Raw genomic sequence first — 18,610 nt, 5'->3', positions numbered from 1 at the left:
ATTTATTAGATGCTAACCGTCTTCCTTTATCTGAAGAAGCTCAGATGGCAAAAGAAGCTTTGGAATCTGAAATTATAAACATTAAAAGCTAATAATATAACGCTTAAATACTATGAAATATTTAAAATATTCTTTAAGGTTCGTCCTACTTTCCATGTTAATTCTTACCGCATGTGCTGATGGAGATGATTCGGGATTAGAACAAGAGCAAGAAGAAGTAAAAACAGGTGCTACTTTCGATACAAGTAATATACTTGCGAAATTTGAAGGGACTGGTTTATCATATGCTATTAATGGGAATACCGTAACTTTTACTACTGCAGATTTACCAAATCATACAAGTCCCTACTGGGATGCAAGTAATCCATTGTATGAAGTTTATAATGGAAATAATGACAATTGGAATAAAAACCCAGGTTCAATCGGCGCACAAAATATTGTCTTTACAATAACATTAAACCCAGAGGAAGCCACAATTAAGCAAGCTACTAGTTTAGGACCTATCGGTATATCAAGAAATGGTGTTGTGTTTTTTAATCAATATGCAGCAGGGAATTCACCATTAGCGGGCGAAATTAATTCTTTCGATCAGTGGTTGGGTCATCCGGCTATGACAACATATCATTACCATATAGAACCTACTTATTTAACAGATCAATTTGGCGATGATGCTTTTTTAGGATTATTATCAGATGGATTTCCTGTTTATGGTCCTTTTGAAAATGGAGAGATTATTACCAATGCTGATTTAGATATTTACCACGGTCATACATCTGTTACTCCCGATTTCCCTAATGGGATTTATCACTATCATGTCACAAGTCAAGACCCCTATATTAATGGTAATGGATATTTTGGAACACCAGGAAATATATCGCGTTAATTGAAATTTAGAATTTTACATATCTGCATTATTTATCTTATAATTTTTAATTGTAATACGTCCCCAACCTCACAAATAATAGATGCTTTGGATGTGAGTTTGAAGTTAGATAATGGTGTTTTGTTTTATAAAGAAGTTCCTTTTAGTGGTGTATTAGTTACCTATTATGAAACTAAAAAATCAAAATCTAAAATTGAATATGTCGACGGGAAAAAACACGGTTATGAAAAGCAATGGGATGTAACTGGATTTAGGTATATTGAACGCTTTTATAATGAAGGTTTTAAAACAGGTATTCATAAATCTTGGTGGGATGATGGAACTAAAAAGTTTGAATATCATTTTAATAAAAAAGGAGAATTTCATGGTATTGTAAAAGAATGGTATAAATCCGGTCAAATTTTTAGAGACTTTAATTATTTTGCTGGAAAAGAATTAGGGCGTCAGCGTATGTGGAAATATGATGGCACTATCAAGGCTAATTATGAAGTAGTGAATAGAGATCGTTTTGGGCTTATAGGTTTGAAGAAATGCTATACCGTAACAGTTAATAAAGATGAAATTGAATAAAATTATCATTCATATGAATGAAGGAATCACTCATGTCAGAGGAATGAAATATGCTCTGGTAATTTTGATTTTAATATTATGTTTCTCTTGCAAAGAGAAACATACAGAAGAATCAGTTTCAAGTTTACCTTATTTCAATTCCGCAGAATTTACACCGGAATGGAATACTCCAAAACATAAAATTCCTGAATTTTCATTTATAAATCAAGATGGAGAAACGGTTACCAATGCTACTTTTAAAAATAAGATTTACATAGCAGATTTCTTCTTTACAAGTTGCCCAGGTATTTGTCCAAAACTCACAAAAAATATGGCAAGTTTGCAAGAGGCTTATAAAAATGATGACACTATAAAATTACTATCGCATACGGTAATGCCATGGAAAGATTCTGTTTCTGTTATAAAAGATTATGGGTTGAAACATAATGTAAATTCTAATAAATGGCATATAGTAACTGGTGATAAAGGGGCTCTTTATAGCATTGCAAGAACGGGCTATTTTGCTGATGAGGATTTTATCAAAACTCAAGATGAGAGCAATTTTATACATACCGAAAATTTTGTTTTGGTTGATAAACAAGGCTTTATACGTGGCGTTTATAATGGTACTTTAGAAATTGATGTTGAACGATTAAAACGCCATATAAAAATCTTGAAACAAGAGATTTATTTTGATTGATATTTTTTTTGATGAAAAGCCTTAGTTATTTATTCTCCCAGTTTTTCTATTTTTATAGAAATGTAAAGATCATGAAGTGTTTTATTCTACCTTTAATATTAGTTGTTTTTTTGTTTTCCTGTGGAAAAAAGGAAATATTTAAGCCGAGGAATTTTTCTAAAGTTGAAATAGAAATCTTATTGAAAGATTCTTTGTTGAGTATTAGAGCTATTGATATAATGAATGATAATAGTTTAGCATTTGCTGCAAATAATGGTGTTTTTGGGTTGTTTAATAATCAAACTCAATCATGGAAAACCTCTATTCAAAAGCATGACACTTTAGATTTGCATTTTAGGTCTGCAGCGCATACCGAAACCGATTTTTTTATACTAAGTATAGATAATCCTGCATTGTTATATAAAACAGGTGATAAGGGCATCATGGAACTGGTTTATATGGAAGAGGGTGAAGGGGTTTTTTATGATTCCATGAATTTTTGGAATGATGATGAAGGAATCGCTATTGGAGATTCAACTGATGGTTGTTTAAGTGTTATAATAACTCGAGATGGCGGAAAAACTTGGACTAAATTATCTTGCGATGTTTTGCCTAAAGGGTTAGATAATGAAGGTGCTTTTGCTGCTAGTAATACCAACATTGCTATTATTGGTGATTACACTTGGGTAGCAACTACTGCAGGTCGAGTTTATTATTCTTCAGATAAAGGAGCAACTTGGGAGGTAACTAATACACCAATAGTTAAAGAAAAAGATACTGAAGGGATTTATTCCATGGATTTTAATGATGCGCTTAATGGTTTTGCTTTTGGAGGCGACTATACTAAACCCGATGACAACGCGGCTAATAAAATACGAACAAGTGATGGTGGAAAGACTTGGGAGTTAGTTGCACAAAACGAAAATCCTGGATACCGAAGTTGTGTCCAATATATTCCAAATAGAAATGGGAAGGAGTTAGTAGCTAACGGTTTTAAAGGCATAGACTACAGTAACGATTCTGGAAGTACATGGAAACATATAAGTGATGAAGGGTTTTATGCCATTCGTTTTCTTAATGATTCAATTGCTTATGCTGCTGGTGCGGGAAGGATTGCTAAATTGACTTTTAAAGAATAGGGAAAAAGAAAAAATTAATTTCTACCTTTTTTTCTTTTTCTCAACTCAGCCATCATTTTCTTTTTAAAATCATCTTCAGCTATTTTGAGAAGAATTATTTTTTTTGGCGATAAAACACCAGAAAGATTATTGGCAAATTCCAGACGTGATTTATGCATTTTATTTTCAGCCTTACTGAGTTTCTTTAAAAGTTCGTTGGCCTTTTTATCAGTCATGTTTTCGATGTTCTCTCTTATTTCTATGCGTATAGATTTAATTTCTTCAAATCTAATTGCAGAAGTTTCTTTTTCATGTGCATTGTAAATAGGCCAAAACTGTTGTGCTTCTTTTTCAGTGAGGTCAAGTTTTTCAGTAATTACAGATGCCTTTAATGCTTTTATACGTTCTCTATTTTTATGTTGGGCCGCTATGTTTAATGACACAAACAACAAGAGTATGAAGGGGAGTAGTTTTTTCATTATTTTTTATGTTTTATTCTATCATTAAGGCTTCTATATCAGCATTATTTAATAGATATTCTTCAATGTTATCTTCGTTAATAGAATAGTCAATTATTATGTTTTCTTCAATATATTCATCACTTAATAATGCTGCAATTTCATAAGAACCTATATTCTCATCAATAATATAGTTTTCAACAGTTTCAGTTTCTAAATTATCAAAAGTGGGTTTAATATCAAAAATAGAAAGATTAAATAATATTAGTATTGCAGCTGCGATACTCGAAACATAAATTAAGTTTCGTTTGTTAAATAGCTGAATTACTTTTGATTCTTTTCCTTCTAAATTCTTTTCTAAAATAGTATCGCTAAAAGAGTCAAAATAATTATCAGGTACTTTAAAGCCAGTTTCTTTAATCGTATCTAATGGGCTTTCAGTATTTAATTTACTAATAACTTTGTCATTAAAAGATTCAAAATAATCATTAGGTATTTTAAAACCTGCAGATTTAATATTATATATTTTTTTGTTCTTCATTTATTTTTGTTACTACTTATTTGACTAACTTGAATTAAAAAGGTTTAATTATCAGTTAAATAGGCTTCAATCTTTTTTACTGCTATATGGTATGATGCTTTTAATGCGCCCTCACTAGTTTCGAGTATTTCAGACATATCTTTATACTTTAAATCTTCAAAATATTTCATGTTAAAAACTAATTGTTGTTTTTTAGGCAAGGTGGCTATGGCGCTATGTAATTTTATCTGAATATCATTTCCTTCAAAATAAACATCAGACTTAAGATTGTTTATAGCAAGTTGCTGGACCTCTTCATTAGTTACTTGCAAACGTTTTGCTTTTTTGTTTGCGAATGTTATTGATTCATTTGTGGCAATCCGGTACATCCAAGAGAATAATTTACTCTCACCTTTAAAGTTATCTATGTTTTTGAAAATCTTGATAAATGCATTTTGCAATACATCATCAGCATCATCATGAGACTTCACAATATTACGAATATGCCAATATAAGCGCTCCTTGTAAAGTTCTAGCAGCACTTTAAAGGCTTGGTTTTTATGGGCTTCAGATTTTAATTGTTCTAATAGTTGTGTTTCGTCAATCACACACAATTGTTTAGTCTTTAGACTAATAAATATACTAAAAGTTTAAGGGGATTTTTTTTAATTTTCAGACAAATCATAAATAATTGATAATTAGGTGTTTATGTAAATAAACATCGATTAAGTGTAATTTAAATACGATTAAGTGTATTTTTTCTTGTATGATACGCTTTTATACTTTATGTTTGTACCAGAAACCTACTTATGTTGTTAGTCTTCCCCAAGTCTAACAAAAACAAAAAAGGATAGAACCCCCAAGTCTCTATCCTTTTTTAATATTTTATATCGTGATGTTTTATTCAAAGCTCTGCATATCTACTAATTTTTGATACACCCCTTTTTTAGCAATAAGTTCGTCGTGTTTTCCTTGTTCTACAATTTCTCCTTTATTTAAAACTACTATTATATCTGCGTTTTGAATGGTTGAAAGCCTATGTGCAATAACAATTGAAGTTCTGTTTTTCATCATGTTCTCTAAAGCTACTTGCACTAAACGTTCACTCTCTGTATCTAGAGCTGAGGTGGCTTCGTCTAAAAGCATTATAGGGGGGCTTTTAAGAACTGCACGTGCAATACTTAACCGTTGTTTTTGCCCACCAGAAAGTTTGCCGCCAGCATCTCCTATATTGGTGTTTATCTTTTCGGGTAGTTCTTTAACAAACTCCCAGGCATTTGCAATTTTTAATGCTTCAATAATATCTTCATCTGTTGCATCATCATTTCCTAGCTTTAAATTGTTTTTAATACTATCGTTAAATAAAATAGCATCTTGGGTTACGATACCAAGTTGTTGACGTAAAGAGCTTGTAGTTAAATTGTTAATGTTAATACCGTCAATTAAAATCTCTCCTTTGTTAACGTGATAAAACCTTGTGATAAGATTAGCAATTGTAGATTTACCACTACCAGATTGTCCCACTAAGGCAACAGTTGTGCCTTTTGTAATGGTTAATGAAAAGTCTTTTAAAACATATTCGTTTTGATATTTAAATGAAATATTTTTAAATTGTATTTCGGAATCAAAGCTATCTTTTATAATCGCATTTGATATATCTTTTATTGGGTTTTCAGTGTCTATTATTTCCTGAATTCGTTCAGCGGCAGCACCACCTTTCTTAATATTATAAAGTCCCCGGCTTATAGCTTTCGCAGGGGTTAATATTTGGTAGGCTAGGCCCATGTAGACAAGGAATTTAGGACCATCTAGTGTAGAGGTTCCGCTTAAAACTAAATTTCCGCCATACCATAAAAGTATAGCAATAACAGATATCCCAAGAAACTCACTAGTGGGTGATGCTAAGTTTTGACGGTTCAAAAGCTTGTTTGAGAAATGATAAAAACGATTTGTTGATTCCTGAAATTTCTCATTGAATTTCTCTTCAGCATTAAACCCTTTTATAATGCGTAAACCCGTTAAAGTTTCTTCTAGTGTTGATAAAAACATCCCTTGTTCCTTTTGTACACGGTCTGATTTTCGTTTTAAACTCTTTCCAATTCTTGAAATAATAATACCAGTAATTGGGATGAAAATAAAAACAAATAATGTGAGTTCCACACTTAATATAAGCATGGCTATTATTGCAAAAATAATAGTTAAAGGTTCTCTAATAAGAAGCTCCAAAACAGATAAGAAGGAATATTGTAAATCAAGAACGTCACTAGTAACGCGCGCCATAATATCTCCTTTTCTTTGTTCAGAAAAATAGGATAGAGGTAATTCAATTGTTTTTTTATAAACAGCATTTCTAAGATCTCTAATAACACCATTTCTTAAAAAAACAAGGAAATAATTTGCTAAATAACCTGCAATATTTTTTAGTAGAAAAGTAACAATTACTAAGCCAATTACAAATAATAATGCTTTAGAATTATCGCCACCAGTAAACTGATTCATTTGATAGGCCAAATAATTTTCAGCCAAATCACCAAGTTCCATCATACCGGTATACACAGGCTTAATTGAAGGAACCGGTTTGTCTTGTTCAAAAATCACGGTAAGCATTGGCATTAAAGCTACAAAAGAAAGCGTACCAAATAAGGCAAAAAACACATTGGCAATAATATGCCCTATAGCATATCTTTTATACGGTTTGGCGTATTTTAATATATTAGTAAAATGGCTCATTAAATGAGATTCATGTCTTTTAAAATAGCATCAGCTTTAGCATCAAGTTTAGATTCTACATCAATATAGTCGTCTACAGTTTTTAGTTCTGTATTAACACTAACATAAAATTTTATTTTAGGTTCAGTACCACTTGGCCTTAAAGCGACTTGACTGCCGTCTTCAGTGTAATATATGATAACATTAGATTTTGGAATATCAATTTTAGTTTTTACTCCAGTAATCATATTTTTTGAGATAGATAGATTGTAATCCTCAATCTTTACAACCTTAGAGCCATTTGCTATTTTTAATGGATTTTCGCGAGCATCAATCATCATTTGCTTGATTTCCTCTGCACCTTCAATTCCCTTTTTAGTAATTGCAACTAATTTTTCTTTATAACAACCATGTTCTACATATAGTTTGACAAGTTCCTCATAAAAAGAACTACCGTTTGACTTTGCTATAGCTGCAATTTCACAAGCTAATAGAGTAGAGGTTACAGCGTCTTTATCTCTAACAAAATCTCCAACCATAAACCCAAAACTTTCTTCACCACCACCAATAAAATTGAGTTCTGAAAAATCTTCAATAAGTTTAGCTATCCATTTAAAACCTGTTAATACAATTTTGTTTTCAACATTATATGATTCAGCAAGTTTATTAATCATAGGTGTAGAAACAATTGTAGTTGCAATAAATTCTTCACCTTTAATTTTATCTTCCGATTTCCATTTTTTTAATAAAAAAGCCACCATCATTACCATGGTTTGGTTACCATTAAGTAATTGCATTTTACCTTCAGAATTTCGAACTGCAACGCCTAATCTGTCACAGTCAGGATCTGTACCTATTACAATATCAGCGTTTTCCTTTTCTGCAAGTTCCAAGGCCATTTTTAGTGCAGCTGGTTCTTCTGGATTAGGTGAAGCTACCGTTGGGAAGTCGCCATCTGGTTTTTCTTGTTCTTTAACTAAATTGACATTTTTGTAGCCTGCACGTTTTAAAGTTTCTGGAACCGCAGTAATAGACGTTCCGTGAAGAGAAGTGAATACAATATTTAAATTATCTTTTGCCGCTTGGGTAGCGCCAACATCTCCATTTTTAACAGAAGCATCAATAAAAACATCGTCAACCTCTTTCCCTATATAATGAATGAAATCATTATTTGCTTGAAATTTAATATTAGCATATTCCAAAGCATTAATCATATTAATAACAGCATCATCATGCGGAGGAACTAATTGTCCGCCATCTTGCCAATACACTTTGTATCCATTATATTCTGGCGGATTATGTGACGCAGTTAAAACAATACCACAATGACAGTTTAAATGCTTCACAGCGAACGATAACTCTGGAGTTGCTCGTAAATCTTCAAATAAAAACACCTCGATGCCATTTGCAGAAAACACATCAGCAACTAATTTTGCTAATGATTTACTATTGTGTCTACAATCGTAAGCAATAACTGCTTTTGGAGTTTCGTTAGGGAATGATTTATGCAAATAATCACTTAAACCTTGTGTGCTTTTACCTAAGGTGTATTTATTTATACGGTTTGTTCCTACACCCATGATACCTCGCATACCGCCAGTTCCAAACTCTAAATCTTTATAAAAACTTTCTTGAATATCTTTTGGATTGTTAGCAATACTATTTTTTATAATAGTTTGTGTTTCTTCATCAAAAGCGGGAGTTAACCACGCATTTATTCTATCTAAAATTTTTGGTTCAATGTGTATCATAAGTTTTATAAGATATAGATAGCAAAAGTAATCAATTGTGAAAGAATATGTTTCAAAAAGTCACCATTTTGAAACAAATGAAATCATTTTTGATATATTCTAACTTAAATTTAATTCATCTTTAATTGAATACCTTTTTTTGTCTGTTTTATTGCGTAAAATGAGTTCGCCTAAAAATCCAGCAACAAAAAACTGTGTTCCTATAATCATTGTAGAAAGTGCAATATAGAACTGTGGGCGTTGAGTAATAAGTCTACCAGCTGGATTTAAAAACAGTTTATCAATTCCCAAGTACGTAGCAAAAGCAAATCCGATGGCGAATACTATAAAACCTAAAGCTCCAAATAAGTGCATTGGGCGTTTACCAAAGTGAGATAAAAACCAAATGGTTATTAAATCTAAAAATCCATGTATAAATCGATTCATACCAAATTTTGTTTCACCATATTTTCTGGCTTGATGTTGAACTATTTTTTCGCCAATTTTTGTAAAACCAGCATTTTTTGAAAGCACAGGGATATAACGATGCATTTCGCCATTAACATCAATGTTTTTTACAACATCTAATTTGTAGGATTTAAGGCCGCAGTTAAAATCATGAAGTTTAACTCCTGAAGTCTTTCTTGCTGCCCAATTAAATAATTTAGATGGTAAGTTTTTAGAAATAACTGAATCGTAACGTTTCTTCTTCCAACCTGAAACTAAATCAAATCCGTCTTTCACAATCATATTATAAAGTTCTGGAATTTCATCAGGGTTGTCCTGTAAATCGGCATCCATAGTAATTACAACATCGCCTTTAGCGATTTCAAATCCTGCATGAAGTGCCTGGGATTTACCAAAATTCTTTAAAAAACAAATACCTTTTACGTGGTTGTTTTTTGTGGATAATTGTGATATGATGTCCCATGAACCATCTGTACTACCATCGTCAATAAAAAGAATTTCGTATGTGAAATGGTTGGACTGCATAACTTCTGCAATCCAATCATGTAATTCTGTTAAAGAGTCTTCTTCGTTGAGAAGTGGTATGACTACAGATATATGCATTTAGAATAGTTTCAAAAATAATACTCAAAAATACTGAAATTAATTGAAGTGTTAGCGTTCGTTTTTAACGATTAAACCAGTTACTAAAGAAATAATGAGGCCAACAGAAAGTGTTCTAATTATTAGCATAGCGTAGTTGTAGTTATTCGATGTTGTTTGTTCGGTTATGTAGTTTAAATTTACATAGGTATATAGGGCAGCTATTAAAGCGCCTATTACTGCGATTGCTAGTCCTATTTTAATGGTGTCTACTAAGGATATTTTATTTGCGTTTTTAGTTTTGAATTTTTTAATTCCCGTTATAAAGACCAATAATGTAGCAGAAAAACTTAGAATGCTAAATATAATTTTCTGAGCTATAAAGGGTTCAATAATTAAAGATAAAATAATAACTAAGCCTAAAAACAACCCAAACGTATATGCTATGGGTTTTAAAATTTGTTCTTTTGTTTCCATTATTTGATTATAAATTTCAAGCAAAAATACATTAAATAAAAAAGAATAAAATTTTATTGTTAATTTATAAAAAACACTTAAATTTGCATTTCTAAAATTGTAAAGATTAAAAAGCATTTAGCGATGAGAAAAGGTATACACCCAGAAAATTATAGATTAGTAGCGTTTAAAGATATGTCTAACGAAGATGTATTTTTAACAAAGTCTACTGCAGATACTAACGAAACTCTTGAAGTTGATGGCGTTGAATACCCATTAGTAAAAATGGAGATTTCTAGAACATCTCATCCATACTACACTGGTAAATCTAAATTAGTAGATACAGCTGGTCGTATTGATAAGTTCAAAACTAAATACGCTAAATTTAAAAAATAAGTTTAGACTAAAAGATATTTATAAAAAGCCTTTCTACTGTAGAAAGGCTTTTTTATTTTTACATGAATCTATTTTCAATCATTAGTTCTGAGATAAGAGGGTAAACTTTTAACTTTCAACTTTTAATTTTTTTGTTTTATGAATTATATCCTTTTTGATGGTCCATCGCGTAATAATTTATTGCCTTTTACATTTACAAGACCAGTAGCCGATATTCGTGTTGGTATTTTAACCATTAGAGAAAAGTGGGAATTCTATTTAAAAACAACCACCACCACGGTTACTGAGGATTATTTATCAGATAAGTACCCTATGGTTGAAATGGATGAAAACGTTATGGTTAATGCATCTTATCTTCCAAATTTAGAGTTGGTAGAAATGATTAGAGACTTAAAAGCGAATCAAGCCATTTTTAAAGATGAAGATGTTATAGCGTTTTTTACTAAAGAAGCACAAGACGACATTGATTTTCAGGACTATGAGGCTATTGAGTTTGCTGAAGATATTATCAAAATAGAAAACACTTGGGATATTTTTTCTAAAAACGGAGAAGCCATTCAAGAAGATTTTACGTTAATTACAAAAGAAAAAACATCGCAATCTATTCCTGCAAGTAACAACATTATAGCACCACAAAATATTTTCATTGAAGAAGGTGCGAAATTAGAATTCACAACACTTAATGCTAGTAAAGGTCCAATTTATATCGGTAAAAATGCTGAAATAATGGAAGGGGCTATAATCCGCGGACCATTAGCATTGTGTGAAAACGCAGTTGTAAAATTAGGAGCTAAAATTTACGGACCAACAACTTTAGGATTATCAAGTAAAGTAGGAGGGGAAATTAATAATTCTGTTATTTTTGATAATTCGAATAAAGGCCATGATGGGTTTTTAGGTAATTCAGTTGTAGGCGAATGGTGTAATTTAGGTGCAGACACCAACAATTCCAACTTAAAAAACAATTACGCCGAAGTACGCTTGTGGGATTACCAAACCGAAGGTTTTGCTAAAACAGGCTTGCAGTTTTGCGGACTCATGATGGGCGACCACAGCAAATGTAGTATTAACACCATGTTTAACACCGGCACTGTTATTGGGGTAAGCGCTAATATTTTTGGTAGCGGTTTCCCGCGTAATTTTGTACCTAGCTTTAGTTGGGGTGGTAATAGTGGTTTTACGACCTATTTAACCAAAAAAGCATTTGAAGTTGCGGACGTTGTTATGGCAAGACGTAAAATCGAATTTTCAGACCAAGACAAGGTTATCCTCGAGCATGTTTTTGAAGAAACAAAAAAGTATCGAAGAGAATAGCATATGGGCGTTACCTTAAGGGGCGCGTTTTTCGCTATATCTTCCTGCGAAGCAGTCCCGAATTTATTTCGGGATCTTATTTTTATTAAATTCCTAATTTTAATTAGTGCATAACGTTTCAAAATTTCGCAAAAGGATGCCACTTCGATCCCTAGCGCACTCGTTCGCGATCTTCTGGTCGAGAGCATATAACTTTCTAGTTTGCTAAAACTGGATATTGTTTGCTAAAAATAAGAAAGTGTATTTTAGGAATTTTATTAATCCACTTTATTGGAAAACGATTTTACGATTTATCTACTGAATACAGCCAAATGATAAAAAAAATACTAGAAAACTAATCTTTCTGCACATACCTCAAATCCAATAAATTAATTGGGTTAGTTCCCAATCCTTTTACATTTTTTCGAGTAAACCGTATCACTTCATCATAATATAAAGGAACCATAATCGTTTTTTGCATCACTAAAGAATCCATAGTCGTGTATAAATGCTTTCGTTTTTCAATATCTGTTACTGTAAAAGCTTTGTTGTATAAGCTGTCAAATTGGGTGCTTTTGTAGTGAAAGTAATTAGACCCATCGGGAGCAAAATTTTTGCTATAAAAAATAGACAGATAGTTTTCAGCATCCAAATAATCAGCAATCCAAGAACTTCTAAACATATCAACTTTTCCGTTTGATCTGGCTGATCTTAAAGTTGCTTCTGGCATCACATCAACATTAATTGTTAGTCCAGTTTTTTCAAGTTCACGTTGTATAAATTCACAAAAACTTAAATAATTACTTGATGTAACTAAAGTGATTTCAGGATTTGTGCTACCGCTTTCATTTTTAAATTGTTCAACCAATTGTTTTGCTTTCTCTGGTTTATAGGTAAAACCAATTGATGGATTATGTCCAGGAAGTCCTTTTGGAATAAAGCCACCATTGGCAGGATTTCCAATACCATTTCTTAAATAGATCATCATCTTCTTCCTGTCAAAACCGAAATTTATAGCTTTTCGTATTAATTCTGATTGAATTTCCGGTGTTTGAGAACCTAAGTAAAAACCTAAATATTCAGTGTTTAAATAGTGACCTCTTATCATGTCAACTGTTTCGGCGTATTTACCTCTAAGTTTTCCATCCGCAGTTAACAACTCATCTTTATATGAAGCATCCAAACTGTTTAAAAAATCAATATTTCCTTGAGTAAATTGTAAAAATTCACTTTGTTTATCTGGTAAAAATGTAATGGCCACAGCTTCTAGATACGGCAGCGGTTTACCTGTTTCATCTTTTTCAAAGTAATGATTGTTTTTTCTGAAAACGAGTTTAATATTTTCTTCCCAACGCTTAAGTTTAAATGGGCCTGTACCTATTGGGTGCGATCTAAAATCAGTTCCATAAAATTCTGCAACCTCTCTGGGGATTACAGAGCAATACTTCATGCTTAGTAAACCTATAAATGCAGGAAAAGGTTGTTTTAAGCTAATCTCAAAAACAGTGTCATTAACAGCTTTAAAACTATCAACCTTATTTAAAACCCAACTTCCAGGAGCCGCAATTTTTTCGTCTTTTAAACGATTTAAACTATAGGTAAAGTCTCTCGCAACAACGGTTCTGGTGGAGTCTTTACCAAATAGTTTATGTTTATGAAAGTAAATATCGTTTCGTAAATTGAAAGTATATATGAGTCCGTCTTCAGAAATGATCCAATCTTTTGCAATGGATGGAAGAATATTCAAATCACTATCTAGTTGTACTAGGCCATTAAATAGCTGATTGCAAACCCAGGTGTCTTGGAGTGTTCTTGAAAAGGCTGGATCTAAAGTGTTTATGTTGGCATGTTCGTTATAACGAAACACGAGATGATCTTTGTTAGTGTTTGATTTATTAACACAAGAAAACAATAAAATAAGTATACAACTAATTGATAAATAGCTAATTATTTGTCTTAAAATTGGTTTTATCATGTGACTAATTAGTTGTAAATTTGCAATCTTTTAATCAAAGGAGGTAAAGATAATGAGATTTCCGTCTTCACGGAAAAGAAAATACAATGAATAAAAAAGTCGCATTTTATACTTTAGGTTGTAAACTGAATTTTTCAGAAACTTCTACTATTGCCAGAGATTTTAATAATGAAGGTTTTGATCGCGTTGATTTTTCTGAAAAAGCTGATATTTATGTTATAAATACCTGTTCTGTTACCGAAAATGCAGACAAGCGTTTTAAGACTGTTGTAAAGCAAGCTCAAAAAGCTAATCCGGAAGCTTTTGTTGCTGCAGTTGGTTGTTATGCCCAGTTAAAACCGCAAGAGTTGGCAGATGTTAATGGTGTGGACCTAGTACTTGGAGCTACTGAGAAATTCAAAATTACAGATTATCTAAACGACTTGTCTAAAAATGATTTAGGAGAAGTACATTCCTGTGAAATAGAAGAAGCTGATTTTTATGTAGGGAGTTATTCCATAGGTGATAGAACACGAGCTTTTTTAAAAGTACAAGATGGTTGTGATTATAAATGTACATACTGCACCATTCCTTTAGCTAGAGGGATTTCCCGTAGCGATACAATGGATAATGTTTTGGAAAATGCCAAAGCCATTTCAAAACAAAACATTAAGGAAATTGTACTGACGGGTGTTAATATTGGCGACTACGGTAAAGGAGAATTTGGCAATAAAAAGCACGAACATACTTTTTTAGATTTAGTGAATGAATTAGATGAAGTAGAAGGGATTGAGCGTTTACGAATTTCATCTATAGAGCCGAATCTGTTGAAAAATGAAACGATTGATTTGGTTTCAAAATCTAGAGCTTTTGTGCCTCATTTTCATATTCCTTTGCAATCAGGAAGCAACATTATTCTTAAGAAAATGAAGCGTCGTTATATGCGGGAATTGTATATCGATAGAGTTGCTAAAATAAGAGAAGTGATGCCCCATGCATGTATTGGTGTGGATGTGATTGTTGGATTCCCAGGAGAAACGGAAGATCTTTTTTTAGAAACTTATAATTTTTTAACTGAGTTAGATATATCATATTTACACGTGTTTAAGTATTCTGAAAGAGACAATACTGAAGCAGCAGACATGGATGGTATAGTGCCAAATAATATAAGAAGTAAACGAAGTAAAATGTTACGGGGATTGTCCGTGAAAAAGCGTCGTGCATTTTATGAAAGTCAAATGGGAACTACAAGAACGGTTTTGTTTGAAAGCGAAAATAAGGAAGGTTATATTCATGGTTTTACTGAAAATTATGTAAAAACAAAGACGCCTTGGAATCCTGAATTAGTTAATACATTGCATCAGGTAGAGCTCACTGAAATTGAAGATGATGGATTGGTGCGATTTGAGTTTTTAGAGGTATTGTGAAGATAGTTTCTTTTAGTTTTCGACGAATAAACCTTGAATTTAAGTCATTTAGCTTATTTATTGTGCAAATGTAACTTCTACGTATACTTTTACAATTAATTAATCATGCCCCAATATGAATAAATTACTTTTAAACCTATGTGCTGCATTTGTTCTAGTATGTTTTACTAGTTGTTCTGCTGACGATATGCAAGATTCAAATAATTCATCTATTACAGGTGTTTGGAAATTAACAGCTTGGAATATTGAAGGAGGATTTGATATTAATAACGACGGTATGGTAAGTGCGAATCTTTTAAATGAGATTGAATGTTCGCGTAACGAAACATTGTTTTTTGATAATAATGGTATTGTGTCTTTAAATACAACGTTCAATCCTGATATCGGAATTGCTTTATTAAACGAGACTACTAATATATTTCGTTTTGATATAGCTTGTGATACTGAAGGTGTAATCAGTTTAGCGACAGAATACACAGTTAAGGATTCAGTTATGACGATTGGAGAAAGTGAAGCGATGATTGAAGGCAATCAAATCTATTTAGTTTTTGAGGGTAGAATTAAAATTTACAATGAAGATTTTACAGAGGTTTTAGAAGCCAAAGATTTAACCTTGGTTTACGATAAACAATAAAATAATTAATAGAGAATAAAAAAGCCGAAACTGCAAAGTTTCGGCTTTTTTATTCTCTATTAAAAGAAACTTATATTCTAACCCCGACAGGGAGCATTCGTTTGTACTTTCTGTTACCTCTTACAAACTTTGCTATTTCCGGACATGTCGGCATAACACTTAAATTACGCGATTCTATTTGTTCAAAAACAAGTGATAAAAACTCCTTTTTAAAACCTTCATCTTTTACGCTATCTGGAATAATTAGTTTGGTTAAAAAAATCTTTCGCTCCTGCAAAGAGTATTCAATTTTTGCCAAGTCATCATCAATTTTAATTTCAAATTGACGTAAAAAATCATTGTCAATTAATTCTGCAGCTCCAACCATAGTAAATTTTTGTTTTATTTCTTAGGAATCTAAAATAGTGAGTACTATTTCTCTAACTTTGTGCAAAAGTACAAAAAAGAATCGATAAAATAAACAATATTAAAGGTTAATGCCTTATGGTTCAAGAGATAATACATGTTTATTTAATGCCAGGAATGGCGGCAAGTCCTAAAATTTTTGAACATATTAAATTGCCTGAAAACCAATTTAAAATTCATTTATTGGAATGGATTATTCCTATTGATAATGAAAGCCTCAGTGATTATGCATTGAGGCTTTCCAAACATATTAAGCACATAAATAGTATTTTGCTGGGTGTGTCGTTCGGAGGCGTTTTGGTACAAGAAATAAGTAAACACATTAAAGTTAGAAAACTTATTATTGTATCTAGCGTTAAGTCTATGAATGAGTTGCCAAAAAAAATGCTATTAGCTAAAGCGACTAAGGCTTACATATTTATTCCAACACAATTAGCAAGTAAAATTGAAATCTTTGAGAAGTATGCGTTTGGTGAAAATATAATAAAGCGAGTGGAGCTTTATAAAAAATATCTATCCGTTAACGATAGTAAGTACTTAAGTTGGGCAATAAAAGAAATGGTGTGCTGGGAGCAGAAAGAAGTTATTCCTGATATTACTCATATTCATGGTGATAAGGATCCCGTATTTCCTATTAAATATATTAAAAACTGTATTGTTGTTAAAAACGGTTCGCATATTGCAATTATCAATAAATATAAATGGTTTAACGAAAATTTACCTAAACTACTTTTAGGTAGCTAAACTATTTTTTTTAATTTTATAAAAAAACTTATTAAAATGAAGATATTACAGAAAGTATTGGCGTTTGTAGGATTATTAAGTTTATGTACATTATTTATTTATGCCCTCCAAGATGCCCCTACAGATGAAAATTTTGAAACAAAATTGATAAACGATTATAATGTTTATGCACTTCAAGTGCCGGATGATCTAAATTTTGCTGGCGAATCTATGCCACTAGAAAACCCAGATATTTTAGAGCGTATGGATAGAGAGTTATTAGTTAATACGTATTGGCAATCTAACGGATTATTGATGTTTAAACGTGCTAAAAAATATTTCTCAATTATTGAACCTATTTTAGCAAAAAATGGCGTTCCAGACGATTTTAAATATTTAGCGGTTATAGAAAGTGGTTTAACCAATGCTGTGTCTCCTGCAGGGGCTAGAGGTGTTTGGCAAATCATGCCAGCCACTGGTAGAGAAAACGGTTTAGAAGTTAATAAAAATGTAGATGAGCGTTATAATCTTGAAAAGGCTACAGAAGTAGCTTGTAAATATCTTTTAAATTCTAAATCTAAATTAGGGTCTTGGACACTGGCTGCAGCCGGATATAACGCGGGAAATGCAGGTGTTTCAAGACGTTTAAAAGAACAAGGTGTTGCAGGGTATTATGATTTGTTGTTAGGAGAAGAAACAGGGCGTTATTTATTCAGGATCGTAGCATTGAAAGAGATTTTGTCTAACCCCAAAAAATACGGTTTCAACTTCAGAGAAAAAGATTTATATACTAATATTCCAACATATAAAGTAGAGGTGGATTCTGCAGTTACTGATTTTACTCAGTTTGCACAAAGCTTCGGGATCAACTATAAAATATTAAAACTTCATAATCCGTGGTTGCGCGAGCCACACCTTAATAATAAATCAAAAAAACCATATTATGTAGAAATACCTAAAGACGGGTATTATGGTTTAAACTAGTATAGAAAGTAATTAAACACTATTATCCTCTTCTTTTTTGAGCTCTCACAGAGCCACTAGATCCGTAGTGTTGACTTGGGCCAACAGCACGTTTCATGTTTTGCTTCATCATTTTAATTTGATCTGCAAGCATTCCTTGTTTGTCTAGTTTTTGAGCTTCGGTAAGTAGTTTTTGAGCTTCCTGCTTTCTTCGTTTAGAAAAAGCAATACCAGCCAGGTTTAACTTTGCCATAGCTAAATCATTATCCATTGATAGACCTAAAGAAATTGCTTTTTTGAAATACTTTTCAGCTTCATTCATATTATCTTGAGAAACCATAATACCATGCAGATAGTTGAAATATCCTTGTTGTTTAGTTACTAGAGCTGTTTCAGGATTCTTGATTTTGTTTAGCCATTTTTTGGCACCTTCAAAATCTTGTTTTCGTAATCTTAAAAAAGCGATTAGGATAAATTCATTCTTAAAATACAGAAATATAAAAATTAGCGATAAAAATATAAGTGCAATACCATTTCCAATATAGCTTTCAGTAAATTGATAAACGGCAAAGGCAATTATTCCAAATGCAATTACAAGTTTTATGATTTTATTGTACATAATAGTAAAATTTTGAATGGTAAATAGTAAGGTTTACATGTAAA

At 31.9% G+C, this 18,610-nt stretch carries 20 protein-coding genes; 10 read left to right on the top strand and 10 right to left on the bottom strand.

What is annotated here, in order from left to right; genetic code table 11:
* Positions 1 to 112 precede the first annotated feature (112 nt).
* The 4 genes from QZ260_RS02925 (at position 113) to QZ260_RS02910 (ending at position 3,250) form a co-directional block, all read left to right on the top strand.
* Positions 113 to 883 carry a YHYH protein gene (locus tag QZ260_RS02925; protein WP_295982538.1) on the top strand — a complete coding sequence of 257 codons (771 nt, stop codon included), beginning with the start codon at positions 113 to 115 and terminating at the stop codon, positions 881 to 883.
* A gap of 93 nt (positions 884 to 976) precedes the next feature.
* Positions 977 to 1,453: a hypothetical protein gene (locus tag QZ260_RS02920; RefSeq protein WP_295982537.1), complete on the top strand. Its 477-nt coding sequence runs from the start codon at positions 977 to 979 to the stop codon at positions 1,451 to 1,453.
* Positions 1,454 to 1,466: 13 nt separating this feature from the next.
* Positions 1,467 to 2,132, top strand: a complete 666-nt coding sequence (locus QZ260_RS02915) for an SCO family protein (RefSeq protein WP_295982535.1) — start codon at positions 1,467 to 1,469, stop codon at positions 2,130 to 2,132.
* A 71-nt stretch (positions 2,133 to 2,203) separates the two neighbouring features.
* On the top strand, positions 2,204 to 3,250 hold the full coding sequence (locus QZ260_RS02910) for an oxidoreductase (protein ID WP_295982533.1): 1,047 nt from the start codon (positions 2,204 to 2,206) through the stop codon (positions 3,248 to 3,250).
* 14 nt (positions 3,251 to 3,264) lie between these two features.
* Here QZ260_RS02910 and QZ260_RS02905 read toward each other — a convergent pair whose 3' ends face one another.
* From QZ260_RS02905 to QZ260_RS02875, 7 genes are all read right to left on the bottom strand, one after another.
* Positions 3,265 to 3,708: a sensor of ECF-type sigma factor gene (locus QZ260_RS02905; protein ID WP_295982532.1), complete on the bottom strand. Its 444-nt coding sequence runs from the start codon at positions 3,706 to 3,708 to the stop codon at positions 3,265 to 3,267.
* Between the two features lie 13 nt (positions 3,709 to 3,721).
* Positions 3,722 to 4,228 (bottom strand): hypothetical protein, encoded by a 507-nt coding sequence (locus tag QZ260_RS02900; RefSeq protein WP_295982530.1) that lies wholly within the window; start codon positions 4,226 to 4,228, stop codon positions 3,722 to 3,724.
* A gap of 44 nt (positions 4,229 to 4,272) precedes the next feature.
* Complete coding sequence (locus tag QZ260_RS02895; RefSeq protein WP_295982528.1) at positions 4,273 to 4,815, bottom strand: RNA polymerase sigma factor; 543 nt, start codon at positions 4,813 to 4,815, stop codon at positions 4,273 to 4,275.
* A 292-nt stretch (positions 4,816 to 5,107) separates the two neighbouring features.
* Complete coding sequence (locus tag QZ260_RS02890) at positions 5,108 to 6,937, bottom strand: ABC transporter ATP-binding protein (RefSeq protein WP_295982525.1); 1,830 nt, start codon at positions 6,935 to 6,937, stop codon at positions 5,108 to 5,110.
* Positions 6,937 to 8,667 (bottom strand): phospho-sugar mutase, encoded by a 1,731-nt coding sequence (locus tag QZ260_RS02885; RefSeq protein WP_295982523.1) that lies wholly within the window; start codon positions 8,665 to 8,667, stop codon positions 6,937 to 6,939. Before QZ260_RS02885 ends, QZ260_RS02890 begins: the two co-directional genes overlap by 1 nt.
* 99 nt (positions 8,668 to 8,766) lie before the next feature.
* A complete protein-coding gene (locus tag QZ260_RS02880) occupies positions 8,767 to 9,717 on the bottom strand; it encodes a glycosyltransferase family 2 protein (RefSeq protein WP_295982522.1) in 951 nt (316 codons plus the stop codon).
* 51 nt (positions 9,718 to 9,768) lie between these two features.
* Positions 9,769 to 10,173, bottom strand: a complete 405-nt coding sequence (locus QZ260_RS02875) for a DUF4199 domain-containing protein (protein ID WP_295982519.1) — start codon at positions 10,171 to 10,173, stop codon at positions 9,769 to 9,771.
* A gap of 123 nt (positions 10,174 to 10,296) precedes the next feature.
* On the opposite strand from QZ260_RS02875, the gene QZ260_RS02870 reads away from it, so the two are divergent.
* The gene (locus QZ260_RS02870; RefSeq protein WP_295982517.1) at positions 10,297 to 10,548 is read left to right on the top strand and encodes a type B 50S ribosomal protein L31; all 252 of its coding nucleotides are present in this window, start codon (positions 10,297 to 10,299) and stop codon (positions 10,546 to 10,548) included.
* A 138-nt stretch (positions 10,549 to 10,686) separates the two neighbouring features.
* Positions 10,687 to 11,862 carry a GlmU family protein gene (locus QZ260_RS02865; RefSeq protein WP_295982514.1) on the top strand — a complete coding sequence of 392 codons (1,176 nt, stop codon included), beginning with the start codon at positions 10,687 to 10,689 and terminating at the stop codon, positions 11,860 to 11,862.
* A 334-nt stretch (positions 11,863 to 12,196) separates the two neighbouring features.
* On the opposite strand, the gene QZ260_RS02860 is transcribed toward QZ260_RS02865, so the two are convergent.
* On the bottom strand, positions 12,197 to 13,816 hold the full coding sequence (locus QZ260_RS02860) for an ABC transporter substrate-binding protein (RefSeq protein ID WP_295982513.1): 1,620 nt from the start codon (positions 13,814 to 13,816) through the stop codon (positions 12,197 to 12,199).
* 86 nt (positions 13,817 to 13,902) lie between these two features.
* Here QZ260_RS02860 and mtaB point away from each other — a divergent pair, with 86 nt between their 5' ends.
* Positions 13,903 to 15,222 (top strand): tRNA (N(6)-L-threonylcarbamoyladenosine(37)-C(2))-methylthiotransferase MtaB, encoded by a 1,320-nt coding sequence (gene mtaB, locus QZ260_RS02855; protein WP_295982511.1) that lies wholly within the window; start codon positions 13,903 to 13,905, stop codon positions 15,220 to 15,222.
* A 115-nt stretch (positions 15,223 to 15,337) separates the two neighbouring features.
* Entirely contained in the window at positions 15,338 to 15,856 is a 519-nt protein-coding gene (locus QZ260_RS02850) for a hypothetical protein (RefSeq protein WP_295982510.1), read from the top strand.
* A gap of 70 nt (positions 15,857 to 15,926) precedes the next feature.
* On the opposite strand, the gene QZ260_RS02845 is transcribed toward QZ260_RS02850, so the two are convergent.
* Entirely contained in the window at positions 15,927 to 16,223 is a 297-nt protein-coding gene (locus QZ260_RS02845) for an N-acetyltransferase (RefSeq protein WP_295982508.1), read from the bottom strand.
* A 116-nt stretch (positions 16,224 to 16,339) separates the two neighbouring features.
* Here QZ260_RS02845 and QZ260_RS02840 point away from each other — a divergent pair, with 116 nt between their 5' ends.
* Both QZ260_RS02840 and QZ260_RS02835 read left to right on the top strand, forming a co-directional pair.
* Positions 16,340 to 17,005: an alpha/beta hydrolase gene (locus tag QZ260_RS02840; protein WP_295982507.1), complete on the top strand. Its 666-nt coding sequence runs from the start codon at positions 16,340 to 16,342 to the stop codon at positions 17,003 to 17,005.
* A 36-nt stretch (positions 17,006 to 17,041) separates the two neighbouring features.
* Positions 17,042 to 17,968: a lytic transglycosylase domain-containing protein gene (locus tag QZ260_RS02835; RefSeq protein WP_295982504.1), complete on the top strand. Its 927-nt coding sequence runs from the start codon at positions 17,042 to 17,044 to the stop codon at positions 17,966 to 17,968.
* A gap of 22 nt (positions 17,969 to 17,990) precedes the next feature.
* Here QZ260_RS02835 and QZ260_RS02830 read toward each other — a convergent pair whose 3' ends face one another.
* A complete protein-coding gene (locus QZ260_RS02830; protein WP_295982501.1) occupies positions 17,991 to 18,566 on the bottom strand; it encodes a DUF2892 domain-containing protein in 576 nt (191 codons plus the stop codon).
* Positions 18,567 to 18,610 lie beyond the last annotated feature (44 nt).

Origin of the sequence: uncultured Algibacter sp. (genome assembly GCF_905480415.1) — a bacterium.
Classification (GTDB): domain Bacteria; phylum Bacteroidota; class Bacteroidia; order Flavobacteriales; family Flavobacteriaceae; genus Algibacter_B.
This window is presented reverse-complemented; position numbering and strand designations above follow the sequence as displayed.

Bases quoted from the DNA above. Each gene is read 5' to 3' on its own strand.
- QZ260_RS02835 (WP_295982504.1), top strand. From the start codon at position 17,042: ATGAAGATATTACAGAAAGTATTGGCGTTTGTAGGATTATTAAGTTTA.
- QZ260_RS02905 (WP_295982532.1), bottom strand. From the start codon at position 3,708: ATGAAAAAACTACTCCCCTTCATACTCTTGTTGTTTGTGTCATTAAAC.
- QZ260_RS02925 (WP_295982538.1), top strand. From the start codon at position 113: ATGAAATATTTAAAATATTCTTTAAGGTTCGTCCTACTTTCCATGTTA.
- QZ260_RS02860 (WP_295982513.1), bottom strand. From the start codon at position 13,816: ATGATAAAACCAATTTTAAGACAAATAATTAGCTATTTATCAATTAGT.
- QZ260_RS02830 (WP_295982501.1), bottom strand. From the start codon at position 18,566: ATGTACAATAAAATCATAAAACTTGTAATTGCATTTGGAATAATTGCC.
- QZ260_RS02870 (WP_295982517.1), top strand. From the start codon at position 10,297: ATGAGAAAAGGTATACACCCAGAAAATTATAGATTAGTAGCGTTTAAA.
- QZ260_RS02865 (WP_295982514.1), top strand. From the start codon at position 10,687: ATGAATTATATCCTTTTTGATGGTCCATCGCGTAATAATTTATTGCCT.
- QZ260_RS02900 (WP_295982530.1), bottom strand. From the start codon at position 4,228: ATGAAGAACAAAAAAATATATAATATTAAATCTGCAGGTTTTAAAATA.
- mtaB (WP_295982511.1), top strand. From the start codon at position 13,903: ATGAATAAAAAAGTCGCATTTTATACTTTAGGTTGTAAACTGAATTTT.
- QZ260_RS02850 (WP_295982510.1), top strand. From the start codon at position 15,338: ATGAATAAATTACTTTTAAACCTATGTGCTGCATTTGTTCTAGTATGT.
- QZ260_RS02915 (WP_295982535.1), top strand. From the start codon at position 1,467: ATGAATGAAGGAATCACTCATGTCAGAGGAATGAAATATGCTCTGGTA.
- QZ260_RS02890 (WP_295982525.1), bottom strand. From the start codon at position 6,937: ATGAGCCATTTTACTAATATATTAAAATACGCCAAACCGTATAAAAGA.
- QZ260_RS02875 (WP_295982519.1), bottom strand. From the start codon at position 10,173: ATGGAAACAAAAGAACAAATTTTAAAACCCATAGCATATACGTTTGGG.
- QZ260_RS02910 (WP_295982533.1), top strand. From the start codon at position 2,204: ATGAAGTGTTTTATTCTACCTTTAATATTAGTTGTTTTTTTGTTTTCC.
- QZ260_RS02840 (WP_295982507.1), top strand. From the start codon at position 16,340: ATGGTTCAAGAGATAATACATGTTTATTTAATGCCAGGAATGGCGGCA.
- QZ260_RS02880 (WP_295982522.1), bottom strand. From the start codon at position 9,717: ATGCATATATCTGTAGTCATACCACTTCTCAACGAAGAAGACTCTTTA.
- QZ260_RS02845 (WP_295982508.1), bottom strand. From the start codon at position 16,223: ATGGTTGGAGCTGCAGAATTAATTGACAATGATTTTTTACGTCAATTT.
- QZ260_RS02885 (WP_295982523.1), bottom strand. From the start codon at position 8,667: ATGATACACATTGAACCAAAAATTTTAGATAGAATAAATGCGTGGTTA.